The 25900-nt window shown below is 40.6% G+C and carries 30 protein-coding genes, 1 tRNA gene and 1 pseudogene; 11 read left to right on the forward strand and 21 right to left on the reverse strand.

Translation table 11 applies throughout. The features are described 5' to 3' along the window. Positions 1–67: 67 nt before the first annotated feature. The 14 genes from MA_RS19975 to MA_RS27585 form a co-directional block, all read right to left on the reverse strand. Complete coding sequence (locus MA_RS19975) at positions 68–766, reverse strand: hypothetical protein (RefSeq protein WP_011023733.1); 699 nt, start codon at positions 764–766, stop codon at positions 68–70. Beyond that, positions 763–1359 (reverse strand): hypothetical protein, encoded by a 597-nt coding sequence (locus tag MA_RS19980; protein ID WP_048065817.1) that lies wholly within the window; start codon positions 1357–1359, stop codon positions 763–765. The genes MA_RS19975 and MA_RS19980 overlap by 4 nt, the downstream gene beginning before the upstream one ends. Next, positions 1356–1493: a hypothetical protein gene (locus MA_RS27570; RefSeq protein ID WP_157860348.1), complete on the reverse strand. Its 138-nt coding sequence runs from the start codon at positions 1491–1493 to the stop codon at positions 1356–1358. Before MA_RS27570 ends, MA_RS19980 begins: the two co-directional genes overlap by 4 nt. Positions 1494–1506: 13 nt before the next feature. Further along, positions 1507–1830, reverse strand: a complete 324-nt coding sequence (locus MA_RS19985) for a hypothetical protein (protein WP_157860349.1) — start codon at positions 1828–1830, stop codon at positions 1507–1509. After that, a complete protein-coding gene (locus tag MA_RS19990; protein WP_048065819.1) occupies positions 1802–2146 on the reverse strand; it encodes a hypothetical protein in 345 nt (114 codons plus the stop codon). Before MA_RS19990 ends, MA_RS19985 begins: the two co-directional genes overlap by 29 nt. Positions 2147–2182: 36 nt before the next feature. After that, a tRNA-Gln gene (locus tag MA_RS19995) sits at positions 2183–2257 on the reverse strand. A gap of 239 nt (positions 2258–2496) precedes the next feature. After that, a complete protein-coding gene (locus tag MA_RS27575) occupies positions 2497–2664 on the reverse strand; it encodes a hypothetical protein (RefSeq protein ID WP_157860351.1) in 168 nt (55 codons plus the stop codon). 115 nt (positions 2665–2779) lie between these two features. Next, positions 2780–2992, reverse strand: a complete 213-nt coding sequence (locus MA_RS20000; RefSeq protein ID WP_011023736.1) for a hypothetical protein — start codon at positions 2990–2992, stop codon at positions 2780–2782. 3 nt (positions 2993–2995) lie between these two features. Then, the gene (locus MA_RS20005; protein WP_048065820.1) at positions 2996–3202 is read right to left on the reverse strand and encodes a hypothetical protein; all 207 of its coding nucleotides are present in this window, start codon (positions 3200–3202) and stop codon (positions 2996–2998) included. After that, on the reverse strand, positions 3199–3489 hold the full coding sequence (locus MA_RS20010) for a hypothetical protein (RefSeq protein WP_048065821.1): 291 nt from the start codon (positions 3487–3489) through the stop codon (positions 3199–3201). The genes MA_RS20005 and MA_RS20010 overlap by 4 nt, the downstream gene beginning before the upstream one ends. Then, positions 3486–3659: a hypothetical protein gene (locus tag MA_RS27580; RefSeq protein WP_157860352.1), complete on the reverse strand. Its 174-nt coding sequence runs from the start codon at positions 3657–3659 to the stop codon at positions 3486–3488. The genes MA_RS20010 and MA_RS27580 overlap by 4 nt, the downstream gene beginning before the upstream one ends. Continuing rightward, complete coding sequence (locus MA_RS20015) at positions 3659–3847, reverse strand: hypothetical protein (protein ID WP_157860353.1); 189 nt, start codon at positions 3845–3847, stop codon at positions 3659–3661. The genes MA_RS27580 and MA_RS20015 overlap by 1 nt, the downstream gene beginning before the upstream one ends. A gap of 5 nt (positions 3848–3852) precedes the next feature. Next, entirely contained in the window at positions 3853–4026 is a 174-nt protein-coding gene (locus MA_RS27995; protein ID WP_162013102.1) for a hypothetical protein, read from the reverse strand. 227 nt (positions 4027–4253) lie between these two features. Further along, positions 4254–4409 (reverse strand): hypothetical protein, encoded by a 156-nt coding sequence (locus MA_RS27585; protein WP_157860354.1) that lies wholly within the window; start codon positions 4407–4409, stop codon positions 4254–4256. Positions 4410–4502: 93 nt separating this feature from the next. Between MA_RS27585 and MA_RS20025 the strand changes: the two genes are divergently transcribed. Next, complete coding sequence (locus MA_RS20025; RefSeq protein ID WP_011023738.1) at positions 4503–4913, forward strand: tetratricopeptide repeat protein; 411 nt, start codon at positions 4503–4505, stop codon at positions 4911–4913. 31 nt (positions 4914–4944) lie between these two features. On the opposite strand, the gene MA_RS20030 is transcribed toward MA_RS20025, so the two are convergent. Both MA_RS20030 and MA_RS20035 read right to left on the reverse strand, forming a co-directional pair. Then, positions 4945–6024 carry a type I restriction endonuclease gene (locus tag MA_RS20030; RefSeq protein WP_048065824.1) on the reverse strand — a complete coding sequence of 360 codons (1080 nt, stop codon included), beginning with the start codon at positions 6022–6024 and terminating at the stop codon, positions 4945–4947. 97 nt (positions 6025–6121) lie between these two features. Beyond that, on the reverse strand, positions 6122–7039 hold the full coding sequence (locus MA_RS20035) for an IS481-like element ISMac4 family transposase (RefSeq protein WP_011020628.1): 918 nt from the start codon (positions 7037–7039) through the stop codon (positions 6122–6124). Positions 7040–8952: 1913 nt separating this feature from the next. On the opposite strand from MA_RS20035, the gene MA_RS24820 reads away from it, so the two are divergent. The 4 genes from MA_RS24820 to MA_RS20060 all read left to right on the forward strand — a co-directional run bounded on the left by MA_RS24820 (position 8953) and on the right by MA_RS20060 (position 13044). Then, a complete protein-coding gene (locus MA_RS24820; protein ID WP_011023741.1) occupies positions 8953–10533 on the forward strand; it encodes a PKD domain-containing protein in 1581 nt (526 codons plus the stop codon). An 863-nt stretch (positions 10534–11396) separates the two neighbouring features. Further along, positions 11397–11732: a hypothetical protein gene (locus tag MA_RS26010; RefSeq protein ID WP_011023742.1), complete on the forward strand. Its 336-nt coding sequence runs from the start codon at positions 11397–11399 to the stop codon at positions 11730–11732. Positions 11733–11936: 204 nt separating this feature from the next. Then, positions 11937–12542 carry a DUF4429 domain-containing protein gene (locus MA_RS26015; RefSeq protein WP_083755959.1) on the forward strand — a complete coding sequence of 202 codons (606 nt, stop codon included), beginning with the start codon at positions 11937–11939 and terminating at the stop codon, positions 12540–12542. A 160-nt stretch (positions 12543–12702) separates the two neighbouring features. After that, on the forward strand, positions 12703–13044 hold the full coding sequence (locus MA_RS20060; RefSeq protein ID WP_048065827.1) for a hypothetical protein: 342 nt from the start codon (positions 12703–12705) through the stop codon (positions 13042–13044). Positions 13045–13451: 407 nt separating this feature from the next. Here the strand turns inward: MA_RS20060 and MA_RS20065 are convergent, their stop codons facing one another. From MA_RS20065 to MA_RS20075, 3 genes are all read right to left on the reverse strand, one after another. Beyond that, positions 13452–14600: a lipid II:glycine glycyltransferase FemX gene (locus tag MA_RS20065; RefSeq protein WP_011023745.1), complete on the reverse strand. Its 1149-nt coding sequence runs from the start codon at positions 14598–14600 to the stop codon at positions 13452–13454. Positions 14601–15032: 432 nt separating this feature from the next. After that, positions 15033–15714, reverse strand: a protein-coding gene (locus MA_RS26020) for an IS1 family transposase (protein WP_085984857.1) whose coding sequence is annotated in 2 segments (ribosomal slippage) — positions 15033–15392 and positions 15394–15714 — 681 coding nt in all. Because the reading frame shifts where the segments join, the coding sequence is not laid out codon by codon here. 317 nt (positions 15715–16031) lie between these two features. Then, positions 16032–17117, reverse strand: coding sequence for a M42 family metallopeptidase (locus tag MA_RS20075; RefSeq protein WP_048065828.1), 1086 nt, complete (start codon positions 17115–17117; stop codon positions 16032–16034). Positions 17118–17587: 470 nt separating this feature from the next. Here MA_RS20075 and MA_RS20080 point away from each other — a divergent pair, with 470 nt between their 5' ends. Continuing rightward, positions 17588–17941, forward strand: coding sequence for a prefoldin subunit beta (locus MA_RS20080; protein WP_011023749.1), 354 nt, complete (start codon positions 17588–17590; stop codon positions 17939–17941). Positions 17942–18064: 123 nt separating this feature from the next. Beyond that, complete coding sequence (locus tag MA_RS20085) at positions 18065–19069, forward strand: DHH family phosphoesterase (protein WP_011023750.1); 1005 nt, start codon at positions 18065–18067, stop codon at positions 19067–19069. A gap of 262 nt (positions 19070–19331) precedes the next feature. Here the strand turns inward: MA_RS20085 and MA_RS20090 are convergent. Then, positions 19332–20789, reverse strand: a pseudogene (locus MA_RS20090) (IS66-like element ISMac8 family transposase). A gap of 397 nt (positions 20790–21186) precedes the next feature. Here MA_RS20090 and MA_RS20100 point away from each other — a divergent pair. The 4 genes from MA_RS20100 to MA_RS20115 all read left to right on the forward strand — a co-directional run bounded on the left by MA_RS20100 (position 21187) and on the right by MA_RS20115 (position 25049). Next, positions 21187–22491, forward strand: coding sequence for a phenylacetate--CoA ligase family protein (locus tag MA_RS20100; RefSeq protein ID WP_011023751.1), 1305 nt, complete (start codon positions 21187–21189; stop codon positions 22489–22491). A gap of 396 nt (positions 22492–22887) precedes the next feature. Then, positions 22888–23325: an ACT domain-containing protein gene (locus tag MA_RS20105; protein ID WP_011023752.1), complete on the forward strand. Its 438-nt coding sequence runs from the start codon at positions 22888–22890 to the stop codon at positions 23323–23325. Between the two features lie 369 nt (positions 23326–23694). After that, on the forward strand, positions 23695–24048 hold the full coding sequence (locus MA_RS20110) for a DUF2103 domain-containing protein (RefSeq protein WP_048065829.1): 354 nt from the start codon (positions 23695–23697) through the stop codon (positions 24046–24048). 23 nt (positions 24049–24071) lie between these two features. After that, complete coding sequence (locus tag MA_RS20115; RefSeq protein WP_011023754.1) at positions 24072–25049, forward strand: methanogenesis marker 12 protein; 978 nt, start codon at positions 24072–24074, stop codon at positions 25047–25049. A gap of 31 nt (positions 25050–25080) precedes the next feature. On the opposite strand, the gene MA_RS20120 is transcribed toward MA_RS20115, so the two are convergent. Then, entirely contained in the window at positions 25081–25662 is a 582-nt protein-coding gene (locus MA_RS20120) for a TIGR00288 family NYN domain-containing protein (protein ID WP_048065830.1), read from the reverse strand. Positions 25663–25900 lie beyond the last annotated feature (238 nt).

Below are 25900 nucleotides of genomic sequence, written 5' to 3' on the forward strand. Positions count from 1 at the left end.
CGGGCCCCGGGAGAATTTCGCTTCTTCTCAATGAGAGCTGCCAGCTCAGGGGCGTGTCGAGTAGGCATCAGGCATCTCCTCCGAACTGAGTTCTGAGCCGCAGATCTGCAATGATTGCTCTGTCGATTGCCCGAAAAACGTCGTCGTCATGCACAGAGATTTCCCAGTTATATCCCTTTGAGTTCCGTATAATTTCCACGCGGTCCTGAGTGACATTTTTTATAATCTGCAGCTGGGACGGCTCCGGTTCAATAGCAGGTTGAGCAGCTGCTTCAATAGGGGGTTTAGCTGGCTGCCCCACCTGCTCTACAGGGAGTTTAACTTCTTCCGAAAGCTCTTGTTTGGGTGGCTCTACCTTTTCGGGATCGCAGGTAGGGGGGTTCGGGAGAGGATGGGGTTCTTCGGGTTTTTCAGTCTGAGCGAGATTCTTAAATTCTTTCATCGCTGTGGATATATACGCGGCAGCAGCAAGCTTCATCTTATCATCAGGTATCTCCGAGATCGGCACCTGGTGAAGTTGCGACTGCTCCCAGCTTGAAGCTACAAACCAGGGGTCTCGTTCAGCATCAAGGTTTATGCCGATCACCGTCTGGCCGAACTTCTCTTTATCCAGGCGCTTCGTGCCGACTGTTATCTTCAGGATCTCTTTGGTTCCAGGCTTTCGGAGTCTGCGGTTTTCGAACATGAACCCCTTTTCTTTGAGGAAATCCTCCATCTCGATCTTTTCACGAGCAGAAAAAGCAGTCTTGGTTGCTGTGTCCGTCATAGATCAGCCTCCACAGTCTCAGGCGTTCTTTTGATAAAAACAGGCTTTTGTTTCTTTCCGGATCCTCTCTTTTTTGAAGTTTTATTGGGGATTTCAGTCTGGGTTTTTTGTCTCTCAAGATCCGGCATATCAAAGAGTACAGCTGCAGGAATGTCTGATATGGGCTCCTGAAGGTTCTCAAGCAACTTGTTAACTGCTTCAGACTCTCGCTTCAGATTTTCACCAGCTCCGAGCAGCAGCCGATTAGAACCCTCTGCAAATATTACTTCGTTTTCAGGAGCATTCGGATCAGAGACTAGCTCAGGTTCTATCACTTCAAAACGAGTTTGCACTTCAGGCAAAATATCAATGTCCCAATCTTCTATTTTTTTAGGGGTAATTACTGAAGCGAAGGCAACCTTTATAGACATAGAGCTTTCAAGCTTGCTAACCAGCTTTTCAAAAGCCAGCGCCGGCATATACATCCCATTGAGTCGCAAACTTTCCTGGTATTTGCCTGCAAGTTCGAAGGCCAGCTTTTCGATGATAGGCTCGAATGTTTGCAGGATATCCTCGGGCAATTCATGCTTTTCGATGTTATGAGCGGTTTTCACTCCAGACACCTCCTCATTTCCATCTGTTCAGTCCTGGCGCAGTCAGAACATAGAGGCCGGACCTCGCTTGAAAACGCGACAATATCCTCACCGCATCTCCTGCACTTGGTTTTTACTTCAACATCATCACACATTTCAACAACTCCTTTACAATCCATTCAGGGGATGTACTACACACGGCAGAGTGTGTGGATTCCCATACTCAATTGAAGTGATGTCGTCCCATCCCCGCAAGTTTGCGACGATGGCCAGTAAAACCGGAACGTATGTGGATCCGAAGATACACAAAGCGACCGATTCCTGTCCGGTTGTCTTTTTTGCAGTTGCTATTTTCTTGGCAATATGCTCCAATATTGCAGGAACATGGTCCAGTGTATACTCCTTCCGGACCTGTTTTCCAATGTACACATTCCCAACATCAGCCGGGACGTCCTCCCGGAGATCAAATCTTACCGTCACATTTTTCGTCACGCAACTCACCGCTGGTCATACTGTTCACGACAACACTCCTGACGACTATTTTCAGCGCCCGGGTTGCCTTCTGTCTTTCAAGATTGTGAAGTACACCGGCTGCTACCTGGCGCCCGTAGAAAACCTCAGAAGACTTGCTTTCACACGACAACTGTTCGATTCCATTCCCGCGTGCTTTTTCAATTTTCTCGTAGAGGTCTTTAGGCATCCGGAAGGTGCCAGTTATCATGTTTTCTTCATCGATCCAGCTACATTCTGCGCAGTCGCAGTCCGACTGCTCGTTGTTTCTACTTTCCGATGTTTTATTCTCTATCACAACTTCACTTCCAAATTTTTTAGTGTATTAACCCCGTTGCCCTGCCCGGATTTGAACCGGGGTTTCTTGATCCAAAGTCAAGAGTGATTGGCCTGGCTACACTACAGGGCTACACGTGCCCCGTCCCGGTTATCCCGGGACGGGGGTAGACTATGGTTTACAGTGGTCCGTTTTTCCGTTTATCAACTGACCCCTGAAACCGCCCGTGGGGCCAGCAGGTTTAAACTTATTTATGCTGTTGTCTCATCCAGAATTTTTTTTGTTTTTTATTGTGTCCGGGTGGTCCCGGATGCCGTATTCAGGAATCGAACCTGAAAGATCATCGAGGGGAGACAGGATCTTACGTCCAGTTACGGCACGTGGTTCACCCAGGCAGGGAAGCCGGGGGTATGTTCATCAGGATTTGTGCCGGTGCCCAGGCTTGAACTGGGGTGTGTGGGTGGTGGAATCGAGGTATGATACAGGATCTGAGAAAAGAGTCCTCCCCCGGTCACCGGCATGATGTTTTGTTCTGACACTTGTTTCCTGTGAATTGAAATATTTGAAAATCCAACTTTTTTCTATTACCAACGAAATACTGCTGGGGTTATTTTTCTGGGGAGGAGTTCTAACTCTGGCAGCTTGTGTCACCAACTATGGGATGTTGCCGGGAGTATGTTGTGGGGGGATTACTTTCCGGCAGTCCTGTACCGCGTTTTTTTCTGATTCTGACACCCAGAGCTTGGCCATTGTGATCGTGGTCACAGCATACATCCTGCCCTGAGCTTTATATCCCTGGATCTCCGCTTCTGGGGTTGCTGCTAGGATCCTGAGGTTTTCCTCGGTCTCAGGATCGAACCGGATCATACCTCAGATCCCCCCGTAGATCCGGACTGAACTCGTCCTGGTACGTGTCCCATTTTCCGTGAGTTTTTCACTTACTCCAGTTCCTATATCCTGTACTGTGATGCCGTACTCATCCTCAAACTCGGTGATGATTGACATGATATCTTTCTCAAGCCTGCGCATGGCCTGTTTTGCCTCAGTTACGGTATGGATATCCGGACCCTGTGTCATGTGGATGCAGCCTCCTCCTTTCCAAGCAGCTTGTCAACGTGAGTGTCGTAATTCTCCTGCTGCTGTTGCGGGGTCATTGCCCTGTACTCAGTTCCAAACTTCGCAACAATGGTTCCATCCGGCTCCTGCTTCACAGGAATATTCTCCCTTGCCAGGCTGGCCAGCAGGCCTGCTCTCCACTGCCAGAAGTCGGAGAGGTAAGCAACTCTGTGCGTCCTGGACTTTCCCCAGCTGGAGTTGCCTGAACTCCCTGACTCAAAGCCGGCACGTTTTGCTGACCAGCTCATTGCCCTACCTCCGCCAGGTGATCGGGATGCTCTGTCCCGGAGCTGTCAAGGATCGCGTTGATTTCGTGGATCAACACCTGGACCTCGGAATCAGGAGGGCTGAGTTTCGAGATCCTGTCGAGCCTTTCCTGGACTGGGAATACGATCTCGTCGTTGTACCAGTTCGACATCACTCTCCCTCCGGAAAATCCTCATACTCAATTTCACCGAATTCCACTTCACATGGTCCCTCCCACAAAGGGCAGGTCTCAAAACATTTTCTCGCAGCACATGGTTTATCGTCGTCTATTTCGTTGTATAGTTTCCTCTGGTCCTCGCATACGTATGCATTTATTATGTCAAAGGCTGTAATTTCCATAGTCATCAAGCCTCCTGCTTCTCACGAGGGCATTCAGAAAAGTTTCCAGGGATACGATATTCTCCCGAGGGGTGTTTGGTTAGCTGGCAAACTCTTCTCCTGCGGCCATACTGCACTACCTCGATCAGGTCACTGCATCCCCTCGCTTCGCAGTTTTTGACTGATGGTTTGAAGGTCATTGCCCAGCCCCCCTGGGAGTGGAGTTATCCCCATCTGTGCTGCTGCTGGCAGGATTGTGTTTGCATGGAGAACGAAGTGCATCAAAATTACTGAAGTTTCGACAGCGTTAGAACGACTTGCAAATACTTTTTTATCAACCATTTCTTCGAGTGCACCATCAGCCAGCCTGAATATGAGAAGCTTGACGAAATTTTACTTTTCCTAACAACCATTCTTTTTTACACCTTTACAATTTTTCAACTTCTATGTGATCGCCACAATAGACGTACTGGAATTTGTCTCCAGGTCTGAGCCCGAGCTTTTCCGCAACCTCATAGGGAAACGGGGCTGAGTTGTTTCTCCACAGTGTGCATCCTTTTCCGAGTACGGTTTTTGATTTCATGTTCTTCCTCAATGTCGCAATAATAATGTTCCTATTGCAATATACCTATTATCTCATAAACGTATAAATAGTTATCTACAATACTATTGCAATATGGCAAAGATAGAAAGACGAAAAGTCGCTCTGAATACTACAGTATCTCCACGATTAGGGAAGCAGGTTGATGACCTCGCTGGAACTGGAGAGTTTTCTAGCCAGAGCGACATTGTTTCTTTCGCACTTACTCAGTTTTTTGTTCGTGAAGAACAGCGAGAAAAAGAAAAGAAAATGGCAGAACTCTATTCTATCCTAATCCAGCATAAGGAAGGCAGGGAGCTCTTAGAGGAAGTTCCACGAACTCCAAAAGAAAGAGCTGAGGCATTTACAAAAGCAGGCATCGCGTTGGTTGAAGCCGGAGAATATGAAGAGGCAAAGAAATATTTCGCAAAAGCTAAGGAACTCGAAGACTCTAATTCTAATTCTAAATCTGACGAAGATTATCCACGTGAGTATATATTAGAATGAAAACGTTTTTTAAGGAGGATATAAATTCTCCTCACTGATTTCCATTTTCGTAATAACTAATTGTGTTTTTCAACTTGTCCTCATGGTTATAGATATCATTTAAGTCTATGATAGGGATTTTTTCTTCACTATTTTTGCCTTCTGCAAATAATCCAATATACTTTTGTTTTGTGTTGAAGTACAGACGGCAAATTGGTCTTCTATTGTTATCATCCAGCAGAATGCCACAGTATGATTTCTTATCTCTTAGGGCAATTCTTTTGGGGTCAACAGTCACCCTAAGAATAGATTTGATAATATTATACCCGTCAATCTCTTCATCGGTTGTTATTATATCGTTTACAGATGGAGGGATTTTTTCGTTTTCATCGTTTGTATTTGATGTGGATGAAACCGAATCTTCGGTCATGGCAAACTTCAATCTGTCGTTTATCCGATCATTTATAAATTGATTAAGTGCATTCTTTGTAATTATAGTAAACTTTTCACGGACCGATTGGGTAAAGACTCCTTCCTTTACCTTCTTAGCAAAGAACTTAACAAATTCTTCTGAAGGGTTGTTTATTTCGTTCGCAAGAATGAGCTTTATTTCTTTCGTATACTTTAATTCACATGCCACATTCGTTAAATCTTCAGCATTAAAGGACTCCTTTTTAAATCGTTTTAATTCGTTGATTAAAGGCTCTTTAATATCCAGTAAATTTATTTCCATGAACGATTTATCATCCATCTTATTTGGGGTATCTATATCCGTATAAAAACGATATACTATGCCATTCGTGAGGATTCCAATTTTTGCTTCACTCACACTAAAATACCTGAATAATTGAGATGCGTGTTCCTTATCGAGATCGGCATCGATATTTTTACATTCAATTAGTATAATCGGTGCCCCTTCCTGCATTATAGCATAATCAACTTTTTCACCCTTTTTAGTACCAAAATCAGTCGTAAATTCTGGAACCACTTCGGTGGGATCAAAGACATTGTATCCCAATATGTTTAAAAGAGGCAGAACAAGGGCATTTTTTGTGGCTTCTTCAGTTTTTATGCTTTCAGACAGTTTCGGAATTTTAGCAGCTAACACTTTAATTTGATCTATGAAATCCACTAACAACACTCCATATATATAACTATTAAAACGTCAAAAAAGGTGTTTTGTCCTGAAATAATTTCGCTTTGAAACTTTTTTCCTCTTGTCCATGTTTTCACCACCCAAACAATCTCACTCCTATTCTGAACTTTGCCTCAACTGGTAATCTATTCCAGAATGCTTCCTGTGGCGATTCTAACTGTTCAAGTTTCAAAGCTCCATGAGGCCTCTTGTTATACCACTGTACGAATTCTTCAAATGATTCAAACTCTCCTCTAAACCTTTGATATGTATCGAACCATTTCTCTATTTTTCCGTTTGTCTGAGGATGTCTTACCCTTGCAAGTATTGGTTTGATTCCAAGTTCTTCAATGCATCTTTTAAAGTCACTATCCCATGAACCATCCTTATTAATCCTGTGAGCTCCGAATTCACTTCCATGATCCATAATGAGCTCTCTTAAAGGGTATATGTCCCAGTACTCTTTAACAAGTTCATCAATCACTTTAATGGTGTTCTCCGTGTTGCAATGAACGTACTCTCCACCTGCAATTATCATTCTTGATGAATCATCAAGAATGGCACAGACTTGAAGTCCTAACAGGGGATTCTCATGCCAATCGATGTGTGCAGCAGACATGCTGTGTTCGCGTTCGTATCTACACCATTTTCTTCTCTGTTTCTTTTTTCGGTTTTCCTTGGCAAGGTCCATGCTAAGTAGATAGTTATGGATTCTGTTATGAGATATCTTACGATTATATTTGCCTTCGATGAGAATCTCAAGGTAACAGGCTCCAAACTTATAATCAGAGTAAGTTTGGTCAATCAATTCCTGATCAGAGGAGGATAAGGGGTTCTTTGGTCTTCCAAGATTAATGCCAACTTGAGGAAGCTGACCAGTTTCAACGTATTCTTTGTAGATCTGCTGAACTCGACGGGCTGAGATCCCCTGGATCTCAGCTATCGTCGAGGTAGATTCACCTTTCGATTTTTGAGCAATGATCCAACGTATCTTTTTTCCATTAAGTTTCACAAAAGATAAGGGATTACAACCGACATATTTAGCGCGAAATAATTTCGGGATAAAACAAAACGTCAAAAAAGGTTAGTATGTTATTACAGATATATTTGCCGGAATATAATAGATATTAATTTGGAGGAGCAAAGAGTGCTATTAAAAACACTGATATGAATTATGATTTAATGTGTATGTATAAAAAAGGAAAGATCAACGAAAGATATAATACACGAAGAAACTCTACATTTTAATACCACGCTAAGGTTTCAAGCGTTACAGCTTTTGAGAGATATTTTTATATTGCTACTGAAATTTCCTCGTTGTGGAATTTCCGCTTTATTTCATTTGAGAAAAACATATGGAAGTGGACCCATCGAAGTTGTGACGCCATAGATGAGATCTTACTGAATCTTCAAATTTCTATCAGTTGTTATTACTTATTCATATTTTTGGTAGATAATTTTATTACGATGTAACTACTATCATTTAGGCGGCTAGCTTCAAAACAAACTCTTAACCCCCCATACACCCCATACCCACACGTCTTTTTTAAGTATTGAAGCTGGCCGCTATGAATAAGCAAAGGAGTGCTTTGCAAAAACCAGAGAATTGAAAGGCTCTGATTCTAAAAATTCAAAACCTGATGAAGATTCTCCGCATGAGTGCATCCCCGAACTTATTCATATTTAATACATACTAGTTTAACATATAAATATAATTTGACAATTTGCCCAACCTTCTTTCTTTCAGAGTATATAAAGAATGCCTGCAGGTCGTAGAACAACTCCGAAAAGACGAGGTTCCTAAGACAGATCACTTTATTGTTGAATGAATTGCTATGGTCGACCATTCTTGGCATATAATACAAAAGCCATGCCTAAAAATGCAATAACTATACCTATAATTACATACGGCATATCGTATACTATACCAAAGCTAATATAGCTAGCGCCTACAAAAAACAAAAACATTCCTATTAATAGATTTATAGTATACTTTGTAAACTCATTAAAAAACATGACGAATCCCAACAAAACAACTGCTTTCATTTCTTTTTTATATGTCTGCCGTGACCTATTCACTCATCGGTTTCAATCACATGTATTTATGTTAAACTGTTGATATAAATAAGTATTCCATATTATACCTATGTAGATATACTAACTATATGTTTTTCAAAAAAATGCGATGAGTTTTTTCGTAGTAGAGGTACTTCAAAGGCACTTATTTTTAGAGCGGATAAGCAAAGAAAGCATGAAGGTCGCAGGACAACTCCGAAAAGACAAGGCACCAGATACTACCAAGAGATGTGTCAGCTTTAATGTAACTTTCAGTCCCACCTACTTTTTCCGTATGATATCATGGCCAAGCCAATTAGCCCAACAATCAGGCCAATAATTGTGTATAGTGAACTATGTCCAAACAAAACATAAATTATTCCCAGAAAAACCAATATAAACCCTAGAATAGAATAACCTAACCGTTTGGTAAATTCAACTAAGAGCCTATCCGAAAAGTGTTGTGACCTACTGTAACTTACCATTAGCAATATACAAAACCGAAGAGGATGCCCTACTATTATAGACCTCTGTGACTTTTTTACATGCATTACTGACTTTTCGGATAGGTTCTTAATTAAAATGTTTACAAATAAATGCATCAAAAGTACTACATTTGTTACAGATCATATGCTAACTGAAGATAAATAGAATGAGATTCAAATAAAAAGATTTATTATCGTTATACAGATTACAGTAATGTGAATGTCAATTAATGCTTGACTATATTATGAAATATATTCTTATTATAAAATATAACTTGCTAATATATTCAACTTGATCGTTTTTGATCGTGTAATTAGTGCAGTTACAACAAAATGATTATTGAAAAAAAGGAAAAAATGAAAGATGATAGAAAGGTGTTAAAAGATGAAATATCAAAACACTAATGTACTCAAGATTTCTGTAATCTTTTTGATTATCTTATTTCTTGGAATAATGAGTGCATTTATCACACATGCTGCATCATATAATTTTGTAAAAGTAATTGGTTCTAGTGGTACTGGTTCTAATCAATTTAGTTCTCCAAAGTACGCTACTACAGATTCGTCAGGTAATATTTACGTTGCTGATACTGGCAATAATCGTATTGAGATATTTGACAAAAATTTTAATTACATTGACAAATGGGGTTCAGGTGGCAGTGGAAACGGGCAATTTTACACTCCTAATGGAGTTGCTGTAGATTCTATGGGGAATATTTACGTTGCGGATTATAACAATCACCGTGTTCAGAAATTAGACAGTACAGGTGTATACATTAGTCAATGTGATTCTTCTACAATTGGTGACGGTTTGAGTTTTTATCCTGTTGATTTAGCTGTAGATTCTTTGGATAATGTTTATGTTTCAGATAGCCGTAGCAATCGAATTGTGAAACTAAACAAAGACGGAAATTACCTAACACAATGGGGTTCCAAGGGTGCGAGTAGAAATCAATTTAATGACCCAGAAGGTATTGCTGTCGATTCTTCTGGAAATATTTATGTTGTCGACTCAGGCAATAGTCGCATTATGAAGTTCGATGGCACAGGTACTTATCTCACAGAATGGGGCACTCCTGGACAGGAAGATGGACAATTCCGATCTCCACATGGTATTGCTATCGATTCTTCAGGGGCTATATATGTAACAGATACAGGTAATCGGAGAATTCAGAAGTTCGATAGCACAGGTTCATATGTGACAAAATGGGTTTCTCCAGAAAATGGTGATGGGAAATTTCAAAATCCTGTAGGTATTGTTGTAGATTCTTCGAATAACGTTTATGTCGTTGACTCATTCTATCATTGCGTTTTTCAATTTGTTAAATCGATGTCACCGACAGCTAATTTCGACAGTAGTGAAACTAGTGGTAGTACTCCTCTTCCAGTGAAGTTTACAGACCTATCGGAAAATGCAACTGGATGGTACTGGGACTTTGGAGATGGGTCAACTTCTACTGACCAAAATCCAATACATGTTTATTATGATGAAGGAATTTACACAGTTAAGTTTACTGCTACTAATAGTGCTGGCGGGGATACTATTACAAAGTCAAATTATATCTCAGTGAAAAGTGGACAACCACCCGCACAACCACCAGTTGCAGAATTTACTAGTAGTGCAGAGTCGGTCAATGACTCATTGATTGTCACCTTTATCGACACAAGTAAAGGAGAACCTACTTTTTGGTTGTGGGACTTTGGCGATGGAAATACATCTACTGAACAAAACCCAATTCATACTTATGCTGAGCCAGGTAACTATTATGTAACGTTAATAGTATCTAATGGTGCTGGAACAAATGAAGCTATTGAGGAAGTTTCACCTTCTTCTGTGTGGGGACCCTTACAAGTCGTAATTGCTATTATCGGAGTCATAGTTGCTATTATCGGAGTCATAGTTGCTATTATCGGTATAGTTATCCCATATATAAAAAAATCTAAACAATCACAAGATAATATGTAACACTAAAACCAACTAACAAATGAAAAAGAAAGCAAATGACCTCATGAAAAATGGAGCAAATTCATCAACAACGTAACGGATAATATGTAAGCTGGTCTCAAAACTGGAGGGATGAAGAGACAGTTAAAATTAACATCCCTCTCTTTTTATTACCTGTAGACATCAAGGAAAAAGAGATAGTAAAAATTACTAATACAGCATTTATTAGGCAGTGTCGCAAATTTGCTGTAAATTCAAAGTCATAAGTCCACAGTTGATAACCTCATCATATTTATCCACAAGTTACAAAACAATACGCATATTATGTATGTTTTTTGAATTTTTCTATAAAAAGCTTTCAACAAATATATTAAGCATCAATTGTTTAATCAGAAGTAAATTCTTCCCTCAAAAAGATTGAAGATGTAGCCGAATTTTCGATCATTGTCTATTTTTCTCAATTATTCTTGGTAATTGAACCATATCACTGAATTTTACTAAGAAATGTAAAATTAATTAGATTTATAGCTCTTTTACAAGCTCCATTGATGCCGTTTCACTATTTTTTCTGTAAATTTTACACTTTCTCTTGATACCGTTTTACAATTTTACTGTAAAATTTACAAGTTCTCATGATGCCTGTTTTACTATTTTACTGTAAATTTTACATTTTTTACCTTTTACAGTAAAAGTATACACATTTTACTTTTGACTTGAAACTAATGCTTCCCATTTATTCACTCTTTTATCTCAAATCCAGTTCTCTCGCCACCCTTTATGATTAAATAGATTTTTGCAAAGATATTTTTATTACTTTCATCCAACTTGAATATTTTTTATATTTACAAACCACGTACCCTCTTCTTTAGGGAGGGTTTAAAACAGTGTATATAAAATCAAAATGCCCCGTCTGCGGGAGCAATAATTTTCACAATGTCCAGGTCAGAATTGAAGAAACAAGAAAGAATCTATCACTCAAGGACGTGAACGTAACGGACACGGTTACGGATGAAGAGCTCGCCCGTGAGGTACTTCACGGACTGAAGCCGCATGTATGTGACGGGATCACCATCAGGGAACTTTGTAGAGTCATAAAAAAGTACTACGGGGTTGCGGCTGCTTATTGTTGCGATCTGGTGTCCCGGTTGAAAATTGAGATGGGGATGTATTGCCCGGATCGCCGACATCTATACTTTGTATCCCCCTTTCCTCCACAGTAAGGGGTTATATTTTATTTTATCACTCAAAATAGAGATCTTAAGGAAAGCCTGAATATACATAGATTTGCTGAAATATTTACATATAGTCACTATAGCGATATAGATACTCCTTGTGAAATTTTTAAGTAACCCCTGATTAATTTTATAGAATTCACACTAAAACGCTTGAGTGAGTTCTCTATTAGTGGACATGGGTTGAAAAATATGACAGAGATATTGATGGAACTGAAAGGTGTAAACGGTCAACTTGAACTTTACGGAGATAAAATAATTATCAAAAGGAAGGGCATTCGTTCGAAATTAACACAGGGATTCTTTAAAGGAGACAAAACGATTTATATAAAACAAATTGCAGGAATAGAGTTAAAGGAAGGGGGCCTGATCAATGGCTACATACAGTTTACTTTGTCCGGAGGCGTTGAAAGTAGGCGCGGCCTACTGGGTAAAGATGGCGCTGTTAACGATGAAAACACTGTAATGTTTGCTAAGAAGGATAATGAACTTGCCAAGAGAATGAAATTAGAGATCGAGAATAGAATGACAAGTTTTTCACAGCCAATTACCGTCGCAGTTCAAACCGATGGGGCAGACACAATAAGAAAATATAAACAACTGTGTGACGATGGTATAATTACTCAAGAAGAATTCGAATTGAAGAAAAAAGAAATACTGGGTATAAAACTCGAAGCACCCAGGGAAAAAACAGCTGTCGGAACAACAGGCACTACTCAAACGAAAAAAGAAAACGGTTGGATGACTGAAGAACAGAGAAGGGACTTTGAGGCACGATTCAATATCAGCAAAAACTAAATGTTTTTGAGAAAACTGTTTAGCAGTATAATGTTTACTATTAATTAACTTACTATTTTTCCTACATACAGCTATATAAACTATAATAGAATTTTTTAAATAATTTTCTTCCAAATTTTTATTGCCCCTCCTCCGGGCAAAGATATCTGGTCTGATACAAATGTACGTGAAAACAATCTGCCCTGTATGTAGAAACCCTGCGTTCCACCAAATCGCGCTTCTTCTGGAAACCTCGTCCCAGGATCCGGACAGTGCCGCCAAATATGCGATGGAAAACATCGAAGTAAGAGAATCTGTAGCAGCTGAAGACTTTGTACGAGACGTTCTCTGCACCATTCGCGAATATCTCCACGACGGCATCACGACACGTGAGCTATGCAGGATCCTGAAAAAATATTACGGGATTGCAACCTCATGCTGCTGTGACCTGGTCCAGCGGATAAAGATAGAGCTGGATATGTACTCTCCGGATCGGAGACATCTGTACTTTGTAAGTCCCTAAAAACGAACCAAACCTTATAATCTATAAACCCTCTTTTTTACATGCACATATAAGTCAGACCTTAAAGTTTCCAGTTAACAATATATTTATTTTAAAAGCTTACCACTCGAAAAAACGATTTCGGACCAGGCCAAACATGTAATTAGAATTTCATTTACTGAAATCTAAAAAAGGGCGTTGAATCCTGTTGTGATCCCATTGGAATAATAAGAAGCTACTTTAGAAGCGACTCTCTTGAAGATCGAAAACGAGAGACTCACATGAAGGTATTGAGATGCCGGGAGAAGCACTTACAGATCTGAGCGAGGCGTTTAAGCTATAAAAGCTGATAACAGGGCAGTCCTCTGTTTTGGATTGACACCTACTATTTTCGTGTTGAGATCAAAGGACAAGATTTGAAAAAATGATTACTTTAGTTTTCTAAGTTCAATAATAATTGCTTTTGCATGTTTATAAACAATTGTTTTTGCATGTTTAATCTCATTATATCTGTACGATTTATTGTACATTCCTATTTCTTTGACCTGACCGTTAAATCCCATTTTAAACTGATATTGACCATGTAATTCATTCGGGTGAAGGCCTGATACGTCAAGATTTTTGAAGCCGTTTTTCTTTCCATCCACTATGATATGCCAGATTAAGAGCTTAGAAACGTTGAGACCGTTGTATTCGCCTCTCAATACCGTGGTGTGACCCAGATATATCGTATCCTTATAGTAAAAGTTTATTAATGCTCCAACTTTTACTCCATTGTATTCTGCAAAGAATAATCTTGCCATTTTTTTCGGAAAAAGGATGTCACGGAGTTTTTCAAAATACGAATATGGCACCAAGGCGTATGATACTCTCCAATAACAATTCCCAGTTCTTTCAATAACTCTGTCAATTAATAGTTTCTGGAATTGATTATAGTAAAGGTTTATATCTTCCTCATAGTTCTGACTTTCGTATATAATTATCCCTTTTTTTGAAGCTTTTTTTATATCTCTACTGAATTGTTTTTTGAACCCTTTGCATATTTCAGTGAGATCCTTATCTATATTTATTATAGCAGTTTTTTTGATTCCTGTCTTGGTATATCCGTTTTGAATTAGTGCCGAATCCAGACAACTATGATAAGGATATATCAAATGATCAGTAATGCTTTTTTTGTTTTTGCTATATGAATCAATAAAATCGAACATCAACTTATAAATCTCTTCATTATTGGTAACACTGGGAAGGACACAGGGACCTCCAAAACTATATAACTTATGATGAGGAGAACAACCTATTTGAAAATTATTTGAAATACTTGGAAAATATTTATTAACCCTGTAATCTTCAAAAAGATTTCTGACAAAAAATGGAAAGATCCCGGTTAATTTATTTTCTTCCTCGTCTTCTACTACTACTGATAAAGATTCGGAGTTTAACCCTTTTTCTATAACATCGTTCCATTCCCAAGTATGATAAAAAGTCCCGTTAGGACTTTCTTTAACAACATTATTCCATTCTTCTTTATCTTCGATTTTTACCCTCCTGCAAATAATATAAAGGCCCCCCAGATTCAATTATTATCCCCACATCCGTAGAGATGTCTTAAAATATATTCCCCAATTGTATTTTTACACATTAATGTTTCTTTTTTTATTTACCAATCCAGATTAACAAACGAAAATCTTCGACTCGTTTGGTATGATCTTAATTTTGACACATGAGCAGGCGTATATATATTAATTCATTTCCACGTATTTTCAGAATATAGTGATCTTTACATATATTTATTGCGATTCTTAATTCGCAAAAAGAATCCGACCTTTAATCAAAATCAATATTAGAGATCTAAAGGCTTTGACCAAAAAATCTTATCACAAACAATAACCAACTACAAAACCTTGTGCTGTGTCAACAGCAAAATGTCTTCTAAAACCAATTGAAGCTGCTGAGAATTATTACATCTTTGATGGTTGATGTGACACCAGTAATTTTTAATTTTGGTATTGTTAACTAAATATAGATAACTCTTTATTTCTGTGTTTCATCAATAGAAGAACAGAGTACTTTAGCATTTCAAGACTCTTCGTATAACACTTTGTCTTTCGTCTCAACCTTGCCAGAAAGTGCCTTAATATGCCGTTATATCCTTCAACTGTATACGTTTCTGCTTTGGATTGAGTATGAATATTTTCAGGAATAAACTCTGCATATGCCCTCCAGTGATCAGTCATCACCTCTCCAATCTCTTTCTTCTTTAATTTTTCCCAGAGTAGTTGTCCAGTTTTCGTTCCTCTGCTACCAAAAGAGCAGTTGATGAACTTTTTCCCAACTCTATCAACAGCAATCCAGATCCAGCAATATTTTTTTGTTACCGATGTAAGTGTGCATCTCATCCAGTTCAACAATAGATAGCTCATTTTCGCTTTTTAGCTCCTCTATCTCCTGACCAAAGTTCTTTATCCATTTTTGGACAGAAACATGACTTACCCCTAAAAATCGTCCTATTGAGCGGAAGCCTAATCCTTCAAGATAAAGTTGCAAAGCCTGTCTCTTAACAACAGTGGGGCTAGCAGTTGATTTTGTCTCTACTGAATAGTTATATCCACAATCGTGGCATTTGTAGCGTTGACGTCCACAAACTATACCGTTTTTTGTGTGATTGGAACTTTTGCATCTTGGGCAGTTCATGCAGAAATATAGGTTTTCATAATATATAACTATAATTAACTACCAATGCCTTAATTTTAATTATTAACCGGAATTTGAGCAGGAGTCTTTTATTCTTCCAGTTTTTTTAATCTGTTGGATGAAAAAAAGTTAAAAATAATATGAAGAACACAAAAAAAATTGTAATCAGGAACTTATCCTGCAAAACATTGAGTACGAAAAGAATGCTTCACAGCGCCAGTTCTGGTAATGCAACTCTACTGGTGCTGTTTTGGTGCAAACACTTCAACTCGGAAAATAGTCCGCTTGAACGAGCAAATCTAGAGAAACTGAGAGCCTTAGAAGTATGTTTTTACATTTTCTATTGACTTTACAATCAGAGACACGCACGCTTCTATATCTGCCATATCCAGAACTTCTACCGGGGAGTGGATATAGCGGGTTGCTATACTGACCGTACCTGTAGGAATACCTTCCTTTGTAAGATGGATTGACGTAGCATCGGTAGTGCCGCCGGAACCTACACCCAGCTGATACGGGATCTCGTTTGCATCCGCGGTTTCCCGGAGCCATTTGAGAACCTGGGGATGGGCTATGAGTCCTCTTCCAGATGCGTCTGCTACAGTTATTGCAGGCCCTTTTCCCAGCTCCAGGGCAGAATCCGTCTTGCTGATACCAGGATGGTCTCCCGGAATGGTGGTGTCAAGGGCAAGGGCTACATCCGGACAGAGCCCGAAAGCACAGGTTTTTGCTCCTTTAAGTCCCACTTCTTCCTGAACCGTGCCCACGGCATAGACATTTGCTTCTATTTTGCGTTCGTGAAGCCGTTTCATGACCTCAAGGAGAATTACAACTCCTGCGCGATTGTCAAAAGCCTTGGATGTAACCTTCCCGTTTGCCAGGGGCATGAATTCCTGGTCGATTGAAACCGTAGTGCCTATCTCGATTCCCAGGTTCTCTGCGTCCTCTCTATCCTTTGCCCCTATATCAATAAACATATCCTCAAGTTTCACGGGCTTTTTTCTATCCTCGTCTTTCATCACATGGGGAGGTTTTGAACCTATAACTCCGTAAATAGAGCCCTTTTTGCCGTGTACGATGACTCTCTGGTTCAGAAGAGTCTGGCTAAACCAGCCTCCTATCCCGACAAAGCGCAGGAACCCGTTCTCATCAATATACCTGACCATCAGCCCGATTTCATCCATATGGGCGGCCAGCATTACAGAGGGTCCTTTTCCCTCTTTAATAGCAATAAGGTTCCCCATGGTGTCTTTCCTCATACTGTCAACATATGGCTTGAGCTCCTGTTCAAGAAGTTTCCGGACTTCATCTTCAGAGCCGGAAATCCCATGGGCGTTTGTGAACACTTCGAGAAGGGATTTTATTTCTTCGAGGTTTGCGCTTTTTTCCATATCTTCTGCCATATAAGAAAATCTCCTGAATCCTGATTTAATCTGAATCGTAGTTACTCTGAACACTGGTTAATCTGAGTATAAGTCTGAATGAACGCAATAATTCTCGTGGCTGCCTGTTAAGTTTGGAGTTCATCCAGTTTATTTGCGAATATATCTGTTAAATAGGACATATTATAAATGTCCATTTATGATATCTTTTATTGAAAGACTTCTAAGGCTCTTTAGTCAATGGTTTTAATACATATATAGAAAATCAAACATGCTCAACCAATAATGAACACATACCCGTAATATGCCTTTCCTATCTTTTTTATATTAATTTGATTGTTTGAATGCCCTTATTTAAGTTGAACTTGTTGTTTAAGTTTTTGGCAGGGGCTTTTAAGCCTTTTTCTGGCGGTGAGGATTATTTTCGAAAGCTGTAAGGACAGAAACATTAAAATCCCTTCAGGTTTATTGAGGACTCAGGTGAAAATTATATGACTTCAGAATTACCTCCTCAAATCCAGAACCAGATAGCACAGCTTCAGCAGGTACAACAGCAGGTTCAGGCTCTTGCTATGCAGAAATCTCAGATTGAAGCTATGCAGAAAGAGTCCAAAATGGCTCTCGAAGAATTAGAAAAACTGGCTGACGATGCGGTGGTCTACCGGAATGTCGGAGAACTGGTAATAAAAACGAGCAAAGAGGAGTCCGTTTCAAAACTTAAAGATAGAGAAGAAACACTCTCACTCAGACTTCAGTCTATTTCCAGACAGGAAGAAAGGCTCACTACCCGCTTCAAACAACTTCAGGAGCAGATCCAGCAGGCACTTGGCCCCAAAGCACAATAACTTTTTATTTTTCTTTTGCATTGATAGAATACAGGACATAATATAGTTATAACGGAGATTGTGCCGAAATCCCGGAGCTCCGGGATTTTCGATACCTATAAAAAACGGTAGCCAGAGTGAACAATGCAAGTTGATGAAGTGGAGTTTTTCAACCGGCTCCTTGACTATCGAAACATTTTGTATTTGTGTCATAGGAATGCAGATCCGGATGCTGTTAGCAGTGCATTTGCCCTTGCTGAGGCACTCGGAGGTACGGTCGGACTTGTAGACGGCTGCAACCGTGTGGCATCCGTCCTGATCGACAGGCTCGGAATAGAGGTAGTGGATAAGCCAGACCCTTCAAATTATGGTTTTGTTGTTGTTGTTGACACCTCTACAAAGGCGCAACTAAACGACATCGAGCTTACCAGTTACTGCGTAATCGACCACCATACGACCACCGCCCTCACCGAGAACGCAGAATTTTACCTGCACAGGAACACAACCTCAACTGTAGAGATAGTCTATGATATTTTAAAAGCAATGGGAGCTCCGATTAACCGCAGGGTGGGAATCGGCATGCTCACAGGAATCGTAACCGATACCGGGCATTTCAAGCATGCATCTGTCGACACCTTCCGAACAGTGGCAAAAATAATTGAAGCCAGTGGCGTTGAATACGGAGAAGTACTGGACCTCATGGCTGCCACCCCCCAGGACATCTCTATGCGCATCGCTATTCTGAAAGCAGCAAGCAGGGTTGAACTCGATAGAGTAGGAGACATGCTTATAGCCTCTTCTCATGTAAGTTCTTTCGGAGGCTCTGCTTCTTCCATGCTGATCAACATCGGAGCTGATGTGGCTTTTGTTGCCACTACCAAAGGAGAAAGTGTCAGGGTGAGTGCAAGGGCGAAACGCGATGCCGTAAATGCCGGAGTTAACCTCGGCCAGCTGATGGAAGATATCAGTAACGAATATAACGGCACCGGAGGCGGACATTCGGGTGCTGCGGGAATAGATGTAATTGCCAACATGGAAGAAGTACTGCATAAATGTAGGGAGATGACAAAGAAAATCCTTGAAAACTCCCTTGGAACAACCTCAACAGAGATTTCCGAGGATGAAATCGAATTCAATGAAGAAGAATAGAATAGTAAGATGAATAGTAAGAAGCGGTTTAGAACAAAACTTTTAGAACAGCTAAACTATTAGAACAACTATAATTAAACTGTATATTTCTCCTTTCCTGTATGGTATAATATTTTTCGGTGTATTTTTTCAGCCAAGTGTTTTTCAAATTCAGTGTAATTTTCCAACTGGAACATCTTTCCAAGTAGGCATATTTTCCCAATTATTTGTAACTATTCAGCCACCGATAAAAAAGTATGTTTTTTGAGCAATGCCGTAATTCTCAGGCTAATAGCGGCGCTCCATTGAGCGCCGCTAGAATAGCATCCATGACATTGAGTTCATTCTTTTTAATTGATGATATGTAAGCCCTAATTCTGCAGAAAGCTACCGCTCCTTCTATACTTCTGAAAGTTCCTGATATTTTCTGTTGTAGCTTCATCATCCTGATATCTCTTTCCGCTTGATTGTTGTCAAACGAAACTCTCAGGTTATTGAGGAATCGCAGAATCTGTTCCTTGTGTAGTATGAACCTATCAAGGAGATTCTTTGCTTTTGTTTGTGCTTTTCTTCCTCTCTTTTTCACCTGTTCTTTTAAGGGATCAGGCGGTGGATTTTCTTCAATTCCTCCCTGCATTATTGCATCGTATATTCCCTCGAGTTCCCTTACTTTTTCTGGATCTATTGGAATTTCCATCTCCCTACATTCATCAGTATACTTTTTCATCTCACTGAGTAGTTCATTTATCTCTTTAGCCCATTGCTGCTCAAAATTCTCTTCAATCCCGGTAAGTTCCCGTTTAAGATGAGCGTTGCACAGAGCATGTTCACATTCATACTTGTTATATGAAGCAAATCCATCATGAACTGCTACCCCATTGTATTGCGGAAGAAATCCCAGAGCATCCATTGCTTCTGTCCCTCTTTTTGGATGTGGGAAATAGTAGGTCCATAAATTGTTTGAGACAACATGAAGCCACCATTTCGTCCCTAAAACTCTCATCCCTGTCTCATCACAATGAGCAGTATGAGACGCTAATAGATGTTTCATAGCAGCTTCTTCAAAAGGTTGCAGGTTCTGAAAACATTCTATTTCCGCCCTTTTTATGGTAGCAGGGCTGATACGTACGCCGTAGAAGTCCTCTACCAAATCACAAATCCTTTCATATGGAATAAATTGATAGTTCCTCAAATACAGAATTGAGGCTAAAAGACGAGGACCATATTGAATAGGGAATTTTATAGACTCTGGAAAAGAACCTTTGTTAACTTTCCCGCAGTGAGGACACTTCTTGATTTCACAACGATGTTCAGTAAATATGATTTGGGCAGGAGGAATTTCAGCTTCTTGCCTACGTTCATAGTCCTGAACTTCAGTATCTTCAAGATGATGACCACAATGATCGCAGTATTCCGGCGAATGGTATTTTATCTAATCAGGGTTTTCAACCAGTTTAAGAGTTTTTCCAGGATGACCTTTTTGACCACCGGCTTTTTTGCCGCTACTCTTACGGAGACTCTTAGGTTTTGGTTTTTCGTTACAAAAAACATCAGTAGAAGGAGGTTTACTGCTATTTTGGCTGTTTTGATTCAAACGAGCCTCTAAAATTCTTACACGTTCTTCAAGTTCAGCAATCTGAGAAGCTTGTTTCTCTATGATATACTCAAGTCTCTGGATTACAGCAATAACTGCTTCAGGACCAGCTTCATAAATTTCAAGGATCTCTTCACGTGTAAGCATGATAACGAAATGAAATAGTATTCAATTTATATCCAATTTTTCCTCGAAACGAGGAAAAATTGCTTTTACGAAGGTATAGATGAATAGTTACAATTATTTTCTCAACTTAATTTGAAAAAGATCTTTTCTAATATTCAATAACAACAACGATTATTTATATGAGAATCCAACTAACCTTCACATTACCGAATCTACCGGAAGTTCGTATCCTCCCGTAATTACCTCAATCTTCCGGTACGAAAAACCTGTATAAAATGAGAGATGTATAAAATAATACATCACTATTACAGCATGACCTTAAAGGGACATGAAATGAAAAATATACACAAAAGAAGGTCGAAAGAGACGCGGCCTGAAACTAAAAGGTCTCAATATAAAGAACAAAGAGTGTGAAAAAATGCCAGAATACTGGGATCCTGAAATCGAGACAATGCCTGTAGATGACTTGAAAAAGTTGCAGGAAGAAAAATTGAAGAAACTCGTACATTATGTGTATGAGAACTCTCCTTTTTATAGAAAAAGGTTTGACGAACACGGCGTTCGCCCGGAAGACATCCAGACTCTTGAAGACATCAGGAAGTTGCCTTTTACATATAAGCAGGATCTCAGAGACACCTACCCTACCGGAATGTTTTGCGTCCCCAACTCAAAGCTCGCCCGCTTCCACGCTTCTTCGGGTACCACGGGTAAACCGACAGTGGTCGGGTACACCCACAAGGACATTGACGACTGGGCGGAATCTCTTTCCAGGGCTTTCACCTCCGTCGGGATGGGAAAAGACGATATCCTCCAGGTAAGCTACGGGTACGGACTCTTTACAGGCGGGCTAGGAGCTCACTATGGAAGTGAAAAACTGGGAGCAACCGTACTCCCCACAAGTTCGGGAAACACCGAACGCCAGCTTGAACTCATGAAAGACCTTGGTACGACAGCCATCGCTTGCACCCCCTCATACTTCTTATACATGATTGAAACTGCGAGGAAAGAAGGTATCAGTATCAGGGACGACACAAAATTAAAGAAAGGATTTTTCGGGGCTGAGCCCTGGTCTGAGGAACTCAAGAAGAGAATAGAAGACGAATCCGGGATTAAAGCCTATGATATCTATGGGACCTCGGAACTCAGCGGCCCCCTTTTTACAGAATGTGGTGAACAGTGCGGCATCCACATATGGGGAGACCTGTTCCTGGTTGAGATTCTGGACCCCGAAACCGGAGAGCCTATGCCTGACGGGGAAACAGGGGAACTCGTAATCACCACCCTTGCAAAAGAAGCAAATCCCCTTATCCGCTACAAGATCAAGGACCTTACCAAAAAACTATCGGAGCCCTGCAAATGCGGCAGAACCCATCCGAGGATCACGCGGATCAGCGGGCGCTCGGACGATATGATCATCGTGCGCGGAATAAATGTCTTCCCCGGGCAGGTCGAATCGGTATTGATGAATATCCCGGAAGTCGGGAACCACTTCATGATTATCGTGGACAGGATAGGGCCTCTCGACTCAATGAAGGTCCAGATCGAAATGCATGAGTCTGCATTCAGTGACCGGATGTCGGACATGATGGCCCTCAAAAAGAAGGTTGCAAGCGCATTAAAGAGCGTGCTGAACCTTGCAGTAGAAGTCGAGCTTGTGGAACACGGCTCTCTTCCGCGTTCGGAAGGGAAATCAAAGAAAGTCATCGATAAGCGGAAGATCTGAAGTTTTCTTAGTTTGAAAGTTGAAGATTAAAGCAAGAAATTAGAAATTTAAGAAAAAGAAAGGGAATGCCCGGAAAAAACTGTAGAATACCGCTTCCCTCCGGAGATTCCTGATTTCTGTTCCTCTTTTAAGCTCCTCTTATAAGCTCGAACGGAATTCGGAAAGGGCCTTTATGCTGGAAAAACAATAAACATGTAAACTTAAAATACTACACAGAAACTTATATTATACACTGAGGAAAAAATATTGAGAGAGGAAAAAAGAGGTTAAAAGAAGGAACTGAAAAAACAGGGAAGAAGAAAAAGTAAGTATCTCACTCAATTCGATATTATTTAATTCGTAAAAGGAAAAGATAAAAGATAAGGAAATATGGGATAAAAGGACATGGGTGCTTGAATGGAAGACAAAATTATAAAACAAATTTCCCTTTTTGCGGAAAACAAACCTGGCAGACTTGCAAGCGTGGCAAATAAATTGAAAAGCGCCGGCATAAATATCAGGGCGTTTACCATTGCCGAGTCAGGAGACTTCGGAATCATCCGAATGGTTGTTGACAGGTCAGACTATGCGCACAGTGTACTCCATGAGGCCGGATTCACAGTTTCAGAAACCAGTGTTCTGGGAATTGAAATGGAAGATGTCCCAGGCAGCATGTCCCGGATTGCGGAAGTTTTCGGAGCAGCGAATATCAACCTTGATTATGCCTATGCTTTTGTTACCCGAGACCAAAAAGCCCTTCTCATAGTCCGGGTAAATGAAATTGACAGGGCGATAAAAACGCTGGAAGAAAACAGCATAAAGCTAATCGGCATGAAGGAACTTGAAAAGATCTGATTTTGATTGAACCCCGATTTTTCGGGAAAGCGCTCAAGGAAAAAACCAGAAAAATAATCCAGAGCCAGACATATTATGATAATCCAGAGCCAAGCATATTATATGTCTGAGCAATCTGGAAACTCTCTTTTTACAGGCTCTTGCGTGAATGGCAATCATTTTACATAAAATTTTATAGCCAGGAGACACAGCTAGCCTGAAGTATTTGCTGGAAATTGTTTACTTCTCCACTGAGTAAATAGATACACATTATAAATATAAAAAGAACAAACAGAAAAGGACTTTTCTGAGAAGAAGAAAAAGGCAGTCTGGCTATATGACGTAAACAGGAATAAGGCTGAAAAAAGCAAGGTCAGCGGTTTGACTAAAATGACAGAGAATAAAGATAGCTTACAGGAAAACGCTCAAAACCCTTCAAAGAACAAACTTGGTGGAACTCATACTACCGTTATTGGAGGGAGAAGTGGAAAAAAACTGATAAAGCTTGTAAGCCAGCACCCAGAAATAAAAAAAGTAATTCCGTCCGTAATTTCCGTAAAAGGTGTCGCAGGTGGGAAGCTTGCCGGAAAAGTCCTGCGAGCTGATGCCAGAGGGAACCTGAGGCTACTGTTATCTGAAGGCAGAAGTTTTCAGGAAATAAGGCTGGTGACAACGGTCGGTACAGCTGAGGAGGGGGACAGAATCATGAACGAATTAAATGAGATCTTAAAAAATGCCCTCTGAGGCGTTGAAGGAGAGGTGACTGTTTGACATTCATAGGGGTTGACCACGGGACAACTGCAATGCGTTTTGCACTTATTGAGGATGAAAAGGTCCTGACCTTTGAACTCGGAAGAGCTGAAGCGGCTGCAATGTCAGAAAAAGAAATTCTGGCAGCCATTGAAAGAGAGTTTGGGATCAGGATTGGAGATATCGACCTGGTTGCTCTGACCTACTCCATGGGAGATGGCTTTTCTGCAATAAAGGATGTAAGGAAACTTGAAGGCAGAGGGCTCCAGAGTATAGAAGGCGCAGGAAAAAAGACAGGTGGAGGCACAAGGGTATTTGATGCAGTCCGGAACTCCGAAATTCCGGCGATAGCAATTCCCGGTCTTCATTCAGGGAGTAGAGTTGACCCGAGAATGAAGGTCTTTTCCCATCTCACAAGCCCGGAAAAGCTGGGGATTGCATACCACATCCTCTGTCTAGGCTATGAAGACTTCGTAGTTTCCGATATCAGTTCTAATACCGTAACCCTGGCAGTTGTTGCAGGAAAGGTAATTGGGGCAATTGACGCCTGTATCTTCGCTCCGGGAGTTCACCACGGACCTCTTGACCTGCAGGCGATCAGAAACGTTGACGACAGGCTCCAGACCGCAAACCAGGCTTTTATAGAAGCAGGGACCCTGAAGATGACTCCGTATAAAGACAGGGAAGAACTGCTCAAGGCAGCCGGGAAAGGAGAAAAGCCTGCCCTGCTTGCCCTTGATACGATAGCCCTTTTTGCAGCCATGGAAATCGCTTCCATGCAACTCCTCATGAAAGATTATGGAACTACCGGCACGGTCTTTCTTGCAGGCTCGGTCGGAGAAGTAGAGTATGTGCAGAAAAAGATCTGCACTCATCTGGATCAGGAGTGCCTGAGCCTCGGGAAGTGGCACGCTGCAATCGGCTGTGCCGAAATAGCAAGGGATGTTTCTGCCGGAAAAAAACAGATCCTGGGAGTAAACGTCGATTATCCGTAAAGAGTGGAGAAAAACGATCTTTAGAGAGAAATCAGATCTTTTCCGCAGATTCTTCGTGTTCGTCTTCCGGATATTCTTCGAACTCCGAGGCGTCAAGTTTTTCCTCATCGGCCTCGTCATCATAACCGCTCATGTGGTTTTTGTCCATGAGAATAACATAATCCGCAGAATTCTTGAGCGCGGTGGAAAATCCGGGCTCAACCCCGAAAATAATGGTCTCTTTCCCGTGTTCGTTTGCTTTATTCAGGAGCGGCTTGAAATCCGCATCTCGGGTCACAATTGCAAGAGTATCTATGTTGGGGTTGTAGACCAGTTCCATGCCCTCAACCGCGAGGCGCACATCCACATCACTGGAACAGATGATAGGCTCAAGGCCATGGTTTTCAATAGCCTCGACAAGCTTGTCAGAGGCATACTGGTTCAGGAAAACGCGTCCGATCTTGATATTCCCGTAGTCCTTCAGAACGTCCCTTATTTCCTCAAGATTTACGTCAAACTCTTTTCGGAGGATATTCGGTCCATCCACCAGAAGTCCTATTTTCCTCCTGCCGACCTCTTTCTTGGTACGGAGGTATCTAGAAATGGAATCAAGTCCGCTTTTTACAGGCTTCATTATCAATGTCCTCTATGATCCTTACAGTTTTTTACTCGACCTGCATCTTTTACCTGCATCTTTTTATTTTTATTGCTCCCGATTCTCGGGGAGAATTTATCCTTGAGGGCAATAGAGTTTCAGCAATCCCTTCTCCCTCTATATCTATCGGTACTGAGATTTTGCTTTAACCTTCGTAGTTCTGGTGTTCATAGGCATAAATTTACAGCCAGGTATTTAATGTCTGAAGTCTGATGCC

Origin of the sequence: Methanosarcina acetivorans C2A (assembly GCF_000007345.1) — an archaeon.
Lineage (GTDB): Archaea > Halobacteriota > Methanosarcinia > Methanosarcinales > Methanosarcinaceae > Methanosarcina > Methanosarcina acetivorans.